This is a genomic window from Streptomyces sp. NPDC001194 (assembly GCF_042896985.1).
Taxonomy (GTDB): Bacteria; Actinomycetota; Actinomycetes; order Streptomycetales; family Streptomycetaceae; genus Streptomyces.
On the sequence record NZ_JBIAXU010000026.1, the window covers coordinates 40129 to 52499 of the forward strand.

The window sequence follows — 12371 nt, forward strand, 5'->3', positions numbered from 1 at the left end:
CCCCGGGCCCGTTGTCAGTGGTGGCTGTGAAGCTGGGCCCATGGACGACAGGATGCTCAGGCGCCGGGTCTACGGCGCCGACCACGACGACCCCGACCCCGGCCCGCGCCCCGGCCGCCTCTACGGTGAACTCGTGGGCGGCCCGCTGGACGGGCTCCTCCTGGACATCACGGGCTGGAGTCCGCGCCAACTCGCCGAAGAGGCCCGCCTCCCCACCGAGATAGGGCGCTACGGAGCCGGCGGCCGCACCCACTACCGGCGCCGCGCGGCCGATCCGGGGCACTGGGACTGGTCGGGCGACAGCCCCTGATCCGGGCCGGTGCGCACCGTCAGCCGGCGGCGCCCCGGCTCACGTTCCGCGCCCACAGGACCAGCGGGACCTGCAGGGGCAGCCGGGCGAGCGTCACCGCCCGCACGGCGGGGGAGCGCCGTGTCGCGTCGACGGCCATCTTCACGTTCGCGGGGAACACGCCGACGAAGAACGCCGCCGCGGCCAGGGCCGCCACCCGGCGGGTCCGCGGATGGGCGACCCCGGCGGCCAGCACCAGCTCGGCGGCGCCGCTCGCGTACGTCCACTGCCGGGCGGTGCCGGGCAGGGCGCCGGGGACGATCGCGTCGAACTGCTTCGGCGCGACCGCGTGCGCGACGCCCGCGGTCGCCAGCAGGCCGGCGAGGAGTACGGGGGAAGAAGGAGTGCGCGGCATCGGAAGGTCCTCTCGGAGGGGCCGGAGCCCGCGATCCTACTCGCCGGTAGCGCTTTTCGGCCGGGAAGATTCTTTTTTGAAGAAATCTCCGGGGAGCCGTCGATCCGGGCGCCGCCCGTTCGACGCACCAGTGAGAGGCGGGGAAAGCCCCCGCCCGTCCGGCCGAGGAGTCACCATGCCGCGCTTCCTTTCCATGATCCGTATCGACGAGCAGGCCCTGCCCGCCAACACCGAGTTCCCGCCGGAGTTCGGGGAGCGCATGGGCGCGCTGATGGAGGAGATCACCAAGGCCGGGGTCATGCTCGACACCGCAGGACTGCTCCCCACCTCCGAGGGGACCCGGGTGACCTGGTCCGGAGGCAAGCTGAGCTACACCGACGGGCCCTTCACCGAGACCAAGGAGGTCGTCGGCGGCTACGCCATCCTCCAGGCCAAGGACAAGGCCGAGGCGCTGGAGTGGACCAAGCGGTTCCTGGAGATCCACCCCGAGGAGTGGACGGTCGGCGCCGAGCTGCGCCAGATCGACGGGGGCTGAACACGCCGCGATCCGCGCCACGGGGGCGCCGCGGTCCGTGCCGCGTTTGCCCTGCCCCGTCACGGCTGCTCTGATGGGTGGCCGTGACGGCAGTGAGTGCGACCCAGGCGGTCGAGACGGTGTTCCGGATCGAGTCGGCGCGGATCATCGCCGCCGTCGCGCGCATCGTGCGCGACGTCGGCATCGCCGAGGAGATCGCCCAGGACGCGCTGGTCGCCGCCCTGGAGCAGTGGCCGGAGTCGGGCGTCCCGGACAGGCCGGGCGCCTGGCTCACGGCCACCGCCAAACACCGCGCGATCGACCTCGTGCGCCGCAAGGAGACGTACGCCCGCAAGCTCGCCGAGGTCGGCCGGACCCTGGAGGACGTACCGCCGCCCGCCGAGCCGGCGGCCCCGGACGACATCGACGACGACCTGCTGCGGCTGATCTTCACCGCCTGCCATCCCGTCCTGGCCACCGAGGCCCGCATCGCGCTCACCCTGCGCCTGATGGGCGGGCTGACCACCCAGGAGATCGCCCGGGCCTTCCTCGCCCCGGAGCCCACCGTCGCCCAGCGCATCGTCCGGGCGAAGCGGGCCCTGGCCAAGGCGGGCGTTCCCTTCGAAGTCCCGTACGGAGCCGACCGCGACCAGCGGCTCGCCTCGGTCCTGGAGGTCATCTACCTCATCTTCAACGAGGGCTACTCGGCGACCGCCGGCGACGACCTCGTCCGCCCCGCCCTGTGCGAGGACGCCCTGCGGCTGGCCCGGGTCCTGGCCGGCCTGATGCCCGAGGAGCCCGAGGTACACGGGCTGGCGGCGCTGCTGGAGTTCCAGGCCTCCCGGATCTCCGCCCGCACGGGCCCCGACGGCGAGCCGGTGCTGCTCGCCGACCAGAACCGGTCGAAGTGGAACCGGATGCTGATCCGCCGTGGCGCCCTGGCCATGCGGGACGCGGGGAGCGGCCCCTACTCCGTCCAGGCCGCGATCGCCGGCTGCCACGCGGAGGCGGTCCGCTACGAGGACACGGACTGGGCGACGATCGCCACCCTCTACGGACGGCTCGTCGAGCTGGTCCCGTCACCGGTCGTGGAGCTCAACCGGGCGGTCGCCGTCTCCATGGCGCAGGGCCCCGAAGCCGCGCTCCCGCTGGTCGACGCCCTGGCCGGCGAGCCGGCCCTGCGCGCCTACCACCTGCTGCCGAGCGTACGGGGCGACCTGCTGGAGCGGCTGGGCCGCGGGGAGGAGGCCCGGGCGGAGTTCGAACGCGCCGCCTCGCTCACGCACAACGCGCGGGAACGGGCCCTGCTGCTGGGGCGTGCCGCCCGCGCGTGACCACGGGCGGCCGGCATCGTCAGGAGCGGCCGGTGGACGGCGCGTACGGCGCCGCGTCGTTCCGGGACGCGCCGAGCGGGCGGCGCGGCGCGGTCAGGGCCACGGGCCGCCGGAAGGAACCGTGCCGGGCGATCTCCCGGACGGTGGCGCGCAGCGCCTCCTGGAAGTCGTCCATGGTGCGGCGCGCGGCGGCGGTGTCCACGTAGATCGAGTTCATGTGCAGACCGTCGGCGTCCCGCTGGAACCAGGAACAGGCGCCGTTGGCCCGCGCCGACCACACGTGCGAGGTCGGCCGCCAGTCCTGGTGCCGCTCGGCGCCGGGACACTTGCGGGTGTCGATGTACGAGAAGAAGTTCACCGGGTAGGGCCAGGAGCGGGCGGCGAACTCGGTGGGCGCCAGCAGCTGCCAGGCCCGTACGAACGGCACGTCGATGTGCTCCATCATCTCGCCGAAGCCGGCCCGCACCGCCGCCATGACCTGGGCGAAGTCCCGCCCCGGCGAGGCGTCGAACTCGATGGGCATGGTGTTGACGAACCAGCCCACCGAGTTCGCCCAGCCGGCCCGGCCGCGCTCGCTGACCGGCATGAAGCCGCGGTACACGCCGGGTCCGCCCGCCTCGCGCAGGCAGACAGCGACGGCCGCCAGGACCCCCATGAACGGCTTGCCGTCCACCACGCGGCAGGCCTTCTCGAACACCTCGGCCTCGGCCGCGTCCAGCAGCGGCGAGGCCTCGTTGACGATCGGGTACATCCGGTCCGGCTCCACGCCGAGCTCGAGCGGGAAGCGGGGGAAGAACTCGCCGCCGCCGCGCGCCATGAACGACTTCCAGTAGCCGAGGCGTTCGTCGTCGGCGGCGATGGAGAGGTAGCGGCGGCGCTGCTCCTCGGCGAAGTCCAGGTAGCTCGGCGCGGGCGGCAGATCGATCTCCTCGCCGCGGCACAGCGCCTCGTACCCGTTCTGCACCTCGTGCACGACGATCGGCATCGACAGGCCGTCGCAGACGATGTGGTCGAAGGCCAGGTATACGGTCGTCGAGTCCTCGCGCAGGACGGCGCCCATGGTGAACAGCGGCCAGGACAGCGTGTCGATGCTGCGCTTGAACCGGTCGACGAGGAAGCCGCGCAGGGCCTCGGACGAGTCGAAGTCGGCCACGGGCACCACATCGAGGGCGAGTTCGGCGGCGGCGATCGGCTCGCACGCCAACTCTCCGGCGAGACGGCGGAATTCACACCGCAGCACCTCGTGCCGGCGCACGAAGGCCAGCAGGGAGCGGGTCAGGGCGCGCTCGTCCAGCACGCCCTTGACCTCGAAGGTGACCGCGATCCACGACGCGACCGGATCGTCGGCGCCGCGGCTCTCCTCGGCGACGGTGAAGTGCTTGTCCTGGTTGAACGAAGCCCTCCTGCCCGCCGCATCGGCCGGCACGCCCCGCGGCGCATCGCCCGTGCCGCCGGTGTCCGGCGCCGGCCCGGCCGTGGACCGCAACCGCCACTCGACGACCCGTCCCGGTGCCATCCGGTGCATCTCCAGAGGAAACTGCCGCATTCCGTCATCCCTTCGCCCCCAGAGTCAACCCCGAGGCCCTAACGACACCCGCCCCACGGAAGTGACGCCCACCAGTTCGTTCACCGGTCGCGGCGTCGCGCGGGCCGGGGCTCCCCGGGCCGGGGGGTCACCACGGTGACCCGTACGGCGGCTCAGGCGCGCAGGTCGTCAGGGTCCTCCGCGGTGTCGGGGCGGACCTCGATGTGGTCCGCGGCCAGGTCGACCGCGACGCGGTGCTCCATGCCGAGGGCCTCCAGGAACTTGTGCGGGAGCTGCACGCGGCCGGTCCGGTCCAGCATCACGTACTCGCGCTCGCTCACCGACTCCGCGCCGTGCTCGTCCGTGACCGTGCGGCGCAGCACCTCGCTGCTGGTGCGGCCGTCGCGGATCGCCACCGTACGGCGGACCTCGCCCGCGACGAGCGGGTCGTGCGTCACGATGACCACGGTGGCGCCGAGCTCCCGGTTGACGGTGCGGAACGCCTCGAAGATCGCCGCTCCCGTCTCGGAGTCGAGCTCGCCGGTGGGCTCGTCGGCCAGCAGGACCGCCGGGTCGTTGGCCATGGCCACGGCGATGGCCACCCGCTGCTGCTGGCCGCCGGAGAGCTCGGAGGGACGCCGGCCGGCGAGGTCGGCGATCTCCAGCGCCTCCAGGAGGCGGGCGACCCGGTCCGCCTGGCGGGCCGACGCTCCGCCGCGACCGCGCCGTCCCTTCAACTGCATCGGCAAGGCGATGTTCTGAGCCGCCGTCAGGAAGGGCAGCAGATTGCGGGCGGTCTGCTGCCAGACGAAGCCCACCGCCTCGCGCCGGTAGCGGAGCCGGTCCTTCGCCGACATTCCGAGCAGGTCGAACCCCTCGACCGTGGCCGAACCGGCCGTGGGGACGTCCAGCCCGGCCAGGATGTTCAGCAGGGTGGACTTGCCGCTGCCCGAAGCGCCGACCAGGGCGACCAGGTCGCCCCGCTGCACGGTCAGCTCCAGGCCCTGCAGCGCCTGCACTTCGACCCCGTCGGCACTGAAGATGCGGACCAGGCGGTCGCAGGCGATGGCGGTGTCGGCCCGCCCGGCGCGCGGCGCGGCGGCGGCAAGGGCCTGCCGGCGCAGCTCCTCGTAGGTCGGCTGGTCGCTGTTCAACGCTGGTCTCCCGCTCTCAACTCGGTGGTGATCTGGCGCCGCCCGGATATCGCCGCCTCGGCGAGCACGGCCACGGTGACCAGGAAGGCCAGCCCCAGTGCCTGGGTCAGCACGGGCGGCGCCGTCAGGCGCAGCCCCGTCGGGACCGTCGAGCCGACGAGGGCGGACAGATCCATGGCCGGGCCCAGCAGGGCGACGGCCGCGGCCGCGACCAGTGCCCCGCCGAGGGTGGCGGCCAGCGCCTGCGGCAGCGCCTCCGTCAGGATCAGCCGGATGCCGTCCCGGGGCCGCAGCCCCATCGTGCGCAACCGCGCCAGCAGCGCGGCGCGTTCGGGTGCCGCCCGTACCAGCGTGAGCAGGACGGCCAGCAGCGCGAAGCCCGCGGCCCCGGCCACCGACGCCCAGAACAGCCGGCCCGCAGACCGCTGGAGCGGGTCGTTGCCCAGCTCGGCGGCCGTATCTTCGCTGGTACGTACCGTGAACTGCCCGGCGGTCCCCGCCGGGGCGGTCGCCCGGACGGCCTCGCGCAGCCGGTCCCCGTCGACGGCTCCGGTGGCGAGCCACCGGTCCGCACGCCCCGTCTTGGGCAGGCGCGCGGTGGTCGGCCCGGCCGGCAGGACGACCACGGCGCCGCCCGCCCCGGGCCGCACCGGGGTCCCCTCGACCACGCCGACGGAGCCGATCTGCAGCTCGCCGCCGTCGCCGAACGACAGCCGGTAGGTGCCGGCCTCCGCCAGCTTGGCCAGCTCGCTGCTGAACAGCGCCGGCACGGGGGCGCCGGCGCCCGGGTCCTTCGCGAGCAGCGCGGGGTCGAACCGGCCGCGTCCGATGGTCTTGGCCACTTCCGCGTACGCCACCGGATCGGCGACGACCACCGTGACCTGCGTGGAGCCCTGGACGGTGCCGAACACGAACGCCTTGTCGTCCGTCCACACGCCGACCGACGTCCGTACGCCGGGCAGTGCGGCGGCGGCCTCGGTCATCGCCGGGGGCAGGGCGCCCCCGTACGGCGCCGAGACCTGCACGTCTGCGCCGACGGCGAGGCGGGCCACGCGAAGCCGGCCGGTGTCCACCGCGTCGAGCACCGTGGCCCCGAACCCGCCCGTGGTGACGGCCAGCAGCAGGGCGATCAGCGGCAGCACCGAGGGGCGCGCCCGGCCGCCGGTGCCCCGGGCGGCGCGGGCCAGGCCGAGGAAGCCGATCAGCCCGGGCCGCCGCCCGGCCGCCCGGGCCAGTACCCCGACCAGGACGGGCTGGAGCCGGGCCAGTGCCAGGCCGCCGCACAGCGCGAGCAGCAGCGGGGCGGCGACCAGCAGCGGATCCAGGCCCTCGCCGGCGGGCGCGACCCCGCGGCTGCGGACCTCGAACACGGCCGCCGCGGTGGCGGCGGCGACCAGCAGCTCGGCCACCAGCCGGCGCCGCGGGGCCGGCCCGCGCCGCCGCGCGGACAGCAGTACGGCGGCCCGTACGGGGAAGGCCAGCAGCGCCAGCAGGGTGACGGCGGCGGCCGCGAGCAGGGACGCGGTGGCGCGCGCCGTCGGCAGCAGCCACAGCGCGAGGGCGGTCGCCAGGGCGGCGGCGGGCAGTACGGTCACCGCGCCCTCGCCGAGCAGCCGGCCGACGATCCCGCGGGGCGAGCCGCCGCGGGCCAGCAGCAGCCGCAGCTCCGACTCCCGCCGGTCAGCGGTCAGCGCGGCGGCGAGGCAGAACACCACGGCCGCCACCCCGGCGACCCCCGCCGGGCCGATCGCGGCGAGCGGCGCGACCGCCTGCTGCCGGGCCTCGGCCTGCTTGAACAGCTCCGGAAGCCGGGAGGTGATCCGCAGGTCGCTCCGCTGCGTGCTGCTGCGCAGGGCGGAGGCGGTCGGGCCGCCGACGTACGCGGCGATCTCCCGGGCGATGCCGGGCAGCAGGTCGGCGCGGAGCCGGCCGGTGTCCACCGGGAGCCGCCAGAAGTCCTCGGCGCCCTCGCCCCACAGCGCGAGCCGGTCGAGCCCGTCGGGCCCGACGAGGGCGGCGGTCTGCCAGTACCGCTGCGGCGGAACGGAGGGGGTGTTGGCCTGGCAGGCACGGGTGAGGCAGGGCAGCCCGGCCCAGAAGACGTCGTCCTCGTCGGTGGCCCGGTAGAGGCCGACGATCTCGGCGCTCATCGGTTCGGAGTTGTTGGCGAAGGACTCCAGCACCGTGCCGACCCGGACGCCCAGGGTCTGCGCGGCCTGCCGGGACAGTGCGATCGGCACGGGCCCGCCCGGGACGCCGCCGCTCGGCCAGCGCCCCTCCACCAGCTCGGTGTGTGCGGCGGCCTCCCGCAGGTACAGCAGGTCCATCCGCGGCGGGACGCCGTCGGGGCTGGGCAGCCCAGGGTTGGCGAGGCCGCGCTGTTTGGACGCCTGGGTGCCGTGGACGACCCCCGAGGGGGCGATGGCGAAGCCGGCGCCGGTACGGGCGAGCAGCGCGTTCCGTACGGAGTCCAGGTTCTCGGGGGACTCGGCCCCGTACCGGGCGGTGGAGGTGGCGAGCAGGCTCGTCGCGACGGGACCGCGGTCGTGGAGGAAGGAGCGCAGGGCCTGATCGGCGCCCCGGTCCACGGCGCGCGGCAGGGAGGCCGCCAGCAGCACGGCGACGAAGGCGAGGGCCGCGGCGAGCAGGGCGCTCGACGGCGCCGTCCGCAGCCGGGTCCGCACCCAGGGCGCCGGCCGCACGGCGGACGGGGCCGCGGGCCGTGCCGTGGACGGGGCCGCGGGCCCTGAACCGCTCCCTCGGGCGGGACCGGACGCCGGAGCGTGGCCCGGCGGGCCGTCCGGTGCGCCGTGCCGCGCGCTGTCCGGGGTGTCTGCGGGCCTGGTCACAGCTCCTCCACGTGCCGCAGCCGGGCGGCCGCGTTCGAGACGTTGCGGTCGCGGCGGCCGCCGAGCACCGCCGACAGCAGCGGCACCGCAGCGATCGCGACGGTCAGCAGCAGCGTCGTGCCGTTCGGCAGGTCGACGATCACCTGCGGCACCGGTCGGCGCGCGGCGGGAGTCAGCACCACCAGCGGCACCACCAGATGGACGATCGCGGCGCCCAGCCCGACCCCGACGGCGCAGCCGAGCCCGACCAGCAGGCAGCTCTCGGCGGCCGCGGTCCGGGCCAGGGTCCGCCCGGGGGAGCCGAGCGCCAGCAGGACCGCCGACTCGCGGGCCCGCTCGCGGGCGCCCGCCGCCGCGGAGGCGGCGAAGCCGATCGCCGCCAGTACCGCGCAGGCGGCGGCGAGGGCGGCCAGCGCGCTCTGCGGGCCGGCGCTCAGCGGGTCGTCCAGCAGCCCGGCGGCCACCTCCTCGCGCAGCCGTACCTGCTGCACCCCGGCGCCGGCCCGCAGTTCGGCGGCGGCGCGGGCCGGTGCGGTGTCGGCGGCGGACCTCGCGGGCAGCCACCACTCGGTGGGCGCGGGCAGTTCCCGTGCGCCGCCCGCCGCCAGCAGGCGCCCCACGGTGCCCAGATCGACGGCGAGAGCGGTGTCCCCGGCCACGGGCAGCGAGCCGATCGCGGCGGTGATCCGCACCGGCACCGAGACGCCGCCCAGTGGTACGGGGACCAGGTCGCCGACGGTCGCGCCGACCCCGGCGAGGTAGGCGCGGGTGGCGATCCCCGGCACCTCGGCGGCGCCCCGCGTACCGGGCGGGGTCAGCGCCAGCTGGATTCCGCCCTTGGCCTCGTGGCCGCCCCGGTAGCGCAGTTTCATCAGCTCCGAGCCGTCCTGCGGGCCCGGCAGCAGCTCCGCGGCGGGGGAGCCGTCGGTGAGCGCGGGTGCGGACAGCGTCCAGCCGGCCGCGGCCGCCACCGGTTCGGCCCGGCCGGCCGAGCTGTCGGACGCGGCCAGCCGGCGTACGGTCAACTCCGCCGATCCGGGACCGGATTCACCCGAACCGAAGTCCGAGACCTCCTCGCCCGAGCCGTACGACACCGCGATGCCGGCCAGGGTCAGCGGAGTCGCGGCGGAACCGAGCGGGGCGCCGGTCAGCGCGCCGAGGTCCACCGAGGCGGTGGCGGCGCCGGTCCCGGGCAGCTGGACCATCGAGGTCCGGTAGGTCAGCCCGAACCGGTCGCGCACCAGCAGCCCGATCCCGGGACGACCGCTGCCACGGCCGGACACCCGCAGCTCCACGTCGAGGTCGATGCGCTGCGGCTTCCCGGGCAGGGCGATGCCGCCCGCGCCGGAGGCGGCCGCCGCCGACAGGGGCGCGAAGAGCTCCCGCATCCCGCGTCCGTCACGCAAGTCGGCGCGCAGCGGCACCCGTTCGGCCATCGCCGCCGCGTCCACCGCGAGCACCTGCGCGGCCCGCCCGCCCGGCAGCTCCTGGGGCCCCCGGATCACCGGGATCACTCCCTCGCCGCCGGGCAGCGCCGCGTACCGGCCGCCCTGGCCCATCGCGGGCAGGTCGCTGCCGGAGACCCGCAGCCCCCCGGCGGTGGCGAACTCGGCCTGGTCGCGCTGGGACGCGGACCAGGCCGTGTGCTGGCCGAGGGCCAGGACCCCGCTGGAGACGGCGAGGACGAGCAGCAGGACGGGCCCCGTGGCCCGCCCGGGCCGGCGGGCGAGCTGCCAGCCCACGAGCGCCGGGCCGAGCCCGCGGCCCCGGGCGGCGATCCGCCCGCCCAGCCGCGCGGCGAACGGCAGCAGCCGCAGCACCAGCAGCGTGCCCGCGCACAGGGCCAGCGTCGGCGCGGCCACCAGCACCGGGTCCACGCCGATCGGTCCGCCGTCGGCCGCCGGGCCGGCCGTGAGTCCGTCGCCGCTGTGCTGCGACAGCTGCTGGTAGGCGAGCGCGGCGAGGGCCACCAGGGCCAGGTCCGCGCCCGAGCGGGCGGCCCCGGCGACCAGGGCCTGACGGCGTCCGCTGCGGCGCAGGGCCGCTGCCGCCACCCCGCGCAGTACGGCGGGCAGCGCGGCCAGCAGTACGCAGGCCAGGGCGCAGCCGGCCGCGACGGGCCACAGCAGCCAGCTCCCGGAGGTGTCGAACGGCACCCGCGCGAGCGGGCCGAACCCGCCGAGCAGGCGCAGCAGCGGCGGGGTGAGCAGCGGTGCGAGGACGGCGGCGGGCAGGGCGAGCAGCAGCGCCTCGGCCGCGCTGAGCGCGCCGAGGCGGCGGCGGGAGGCGCCGCGGGCGGCGAGTAGTACGCGCTCGCCCTCCTGGCGCTCCGTCAGGAGGTGCGCGACGAGCAGCAGGGCGGCTCCGGCCAGGACGGCCAGCTGCAGCGCGCCGATGAGCAGGGTGGAGCGGGCGACCAGCTGGGCGGAAGCCAGTTCGCCGAGGAATTCGGGCAGTTCGGTCTTGGCCTGGAGGGACTTGGTGCGCTTGAGCGCTTCGGAGGCCGCGGCCGTGCGCTCGCGGATCGCCTCCGCCTCGGAGCTGCCGGTGCCGGCGAGGTCCGGGGTGAGGAGCGAGCCGCGGTTGTTCTGCACCAGCCCGCCCGCGGTGAAGGCCGTGTCGTCCACGAGCAGCGGGCCGTACGTGGTGAAACTGCCGACCTGGAGTTCCCGGCCGCCCAGCGGGTCGAGCCGCCAGTAGGGCGCTTCGGGGTCGGCCGCCCGGTAGACGCCGGTGACCAGCACGGTCAGCGGGGCGCCGCCGTACCGGTCGTCGAGCCGTACCTCGGCGGGCAGCGCCTGCGGGCTCAGCCCGAGCCGGGTCAGCGCCGCCCGGGGGACGGCCACCGGTATCCGGCCGCCCGGGGCGCCGACGGCCTCCGGCCACCGGCCGTCGAGCAGCTTCACGTTCTTGTGGTCGAGCGCGGCGAGCAGGGTGAGGTCGGCGTCCCGGCCGGGGGTGCGCGCGCCGGGGAGCCCGTACGAACGGCTGCGCGCCACGCTCTCGACGGAGACGGGCAGCCGGCCGAACAGCTCGCCGGCGAAGGCCCGTACGGCCTCGTCGTCCTTGCCGCGGTCGGCCGTGGCGTGCTCGCCGGTCACCAGGACGGTGGTCCGGGCCCGGTCCGGACCCTGCAGGGCCTGGCGCAGCCCGGCCTCGCCCACGCCGCGGGTGAACGCGGACAGTGCGGTCAGCACGGTCGTGGTGATCAGTACGGTCAGCAGCACGGCGGCCGCGAGCGGCACTCGCCCGCGCAGCCGACGCACGACGAAGCCGAGCATGTGCCGTTTTCCTCCCCCATCCGGACCGTTGGCACCGGATAGCGGACGATGCTGTCAGATTCGAACGCGCGACGGAAGGGGCTTGCGCGAAGGGTGGGGCGGATGAACAAATTCGAAACGAAGCGATTGAGGGCGATTGAGGCGGTTGCGTTGGCAGCCGCGGCGATCGTCGGCAGATTCCAGGGGGAGTCCACACCATGACGCAGAACCAGGTCGACACGGCGCAGCCGCCCATGGTCGTGGCGCACGGCGTCCAGCGCAGTTTCGGCAGCGGCGAGCGCGAGGTGCACGCCCTGCGCGGGGTGTCGTTCGAGGTCGAACGCGGCCGGCTCACCGCCCTCAAGGGTCGCTCCGGCTCCGGCAAGACGACCCTGCTCAACCTGGTCGGCGGCCTCGACTCCCCGACCGGCGGCAGCGTCGTGCTCGACGGCACCGATCTCGCCGGACTGGACGAGGAAGGCCTGCTCGCGCTGCGCCGCGACCGGATCGGCTTCGTGTTCCAGTCCTTCGGGCTGATCCCCGTGCTGACCGCGGTCGAGAACGTCGGCGTCCCGATGCGGATGCGGAAGATCCCGGCGAAGCAGCGCGAGGAACGCGCCCGCACCCTGCTCGCCCTGGTCGGCCTCGCCGAACACGCCGAGCAGCGGCCCGGCGAGCTCTCCGGCGGCCAGCAGCAGCGGGTCGCCGTGGCCCGCGCCCTGGCCAACGAGCCGGCCCTGATCATCGCCGACGAGCCCACCGGCCAGCTCGACTCCGAGACGGGCCGCTCGATCATGCAGTTGCTGCGCGCGGTGGTCCGCAGCGAGGGAGTGACCGCCCTGGTGGCCACCCACGACCCGGCCCTGATCGAACTCGCGGACCGCGTGGTGGAACTGCGCGACGGCCGCATCGTCGACACCTCCGGCACTTCGGGCACCTCGGACGTCTGACGGGCGGACTCCCGGTCACGGACCGCCCGTCAGCCCGCCATCACGCCGACCGGCAGCGCGGGTTCGGCGGCGGGGCCCGGC

Annotated in this window: 9 protein-coding genes; 4 read left to right on the forward strand and 5 right to left on the reverse strand. The window is 75.6% G+C overall.

What is annotated here, in order from left to right:
• The first annotated feature begins 40 nt into the window (after positions 1–40).
• Positions 41–310: a hypothetical protein gene (locus ACFY1T_RS33325; RefSeq protein WP_327130884.1), complete on the forward strand. Its 270-nt coding sequence runs from the start codon at positions 41–43 to the stop codon at positions 308–310.
• A 19-nt stretch (positions 311–329) separates the two neighbouring features.
• On the opposite strand, the gene ACFY1T_RS33330 is transcribed toward ACFY1T_RS33325, so the two are convergent.
• Complete coding sequence (locus ACFY1T_RS33330; protein WP_384705703.1) at positions 330–704, reverse strand: hypothetical protein; 375 nt, start codon at positions 702–704, stop codon at positions 330–332.
• A 175-nt stretch (positions 705–879) separates the two neighbouring features.
• On the opposite strand from ACFY1T_RS33330, the gene ACFY1T_RS33335 reads away from it, so the two are divergent.
• Positions 880–1239, forward strand: coding sequence for a YciI family protein (locus ACFY1T_RS33335; protein ID WP_030864852.1), 360 nt, complete (start codon positions 880–882; stop codon positions 1237–1239).
• A gap of 92 nt (positions 1240–1331) precedes the next feature.
• On the forward strand, positions 1332–2552 hold the full coding sequence (locus ACFY1T_RS33340; RefSeq protein ID WP_390791502.1) for an RNA polymerase sigma factor: 1221 nt from the start codon (positions 1332–1334) through the stop codon (positions 2550–2552).
• A 19-nt stretch (positions 2553–2571) separates the two neighbouring features.
• Here ACFY1T_RS33340 and ACFY1T_RS33345 read toward each other — a convergent pair whose 3' ends face one another.
• The 4 genes from ACFY1T_RS33345 to ACFY1T_RS33360 form a co-directional block, all read right to left on the reverse strand.
• Entirely contained in the window at positions 2572–4098 is a 1527-nt protein-coding gene (locus ACFY1T_RS33345; protein ID WP_390791503.1) for a condensation domain-containing protein, read from the reverse strand.
• Between the two features lie 152 nt (positions 4099–4250).
• Positions 4251–5231: an ABC transporter ATP-binding protein gene (locus tag ACFY1T_RS33350; protein WP_390791504.1), complete on the reverse strand. Its 981-nt coding sequence runs from the start codon at positions 5229–5231 to the stop codon at positions 4251–4253.
• Positions 5228–8080 carry an FtsX-like permease family protein gene (locus ACFY1T_RS33355; RefSeq protein WP_390791505.1) on the reverse strand — a complete coding sequence of 951 codons (2853 nt, stop codon included), beginning with the start codon at positions 8078–8080 and terminating at the stop codon, positions 5228–5230. The genes ACFY1T_RS33350 and ACFY1T_RS33355 overlap by 4 nt, the downstream gene beginning before the upstream one ends.
• Complete coding sequence (locus ACFY1T_RS33360; RefSeq protein WP_390791506.1) at positions 8077–11361, reverse strand: FtsX-like permease family protein; 3285 nt, start codon at positions 11359–11361, stop codon at positions 8077–8079. The genes ACFY1T_RS33355 and ACFY1T_RS33360 overlap by 4 nt, the downstream gene beginning before the upstream one ends.
• A gap of 197 nt (positions 11362–11558) precedes the next feature.
• Between ACFY1T_RS33360 and ACFY1T_RS33365 the strand changes: the two genes are divergently transcribed.
• A complete protein-coding gene (locus tag ACFY1T_RS33365; protein WP_384705713.1) occupies positions 11559–12290 on the forward strand; it encodes an ABC transporter ATP-binding protein in 732 nt (243 codons plus the stop codon).
• Positions 12291–12371: the final 81 nt, after the last annotated feature.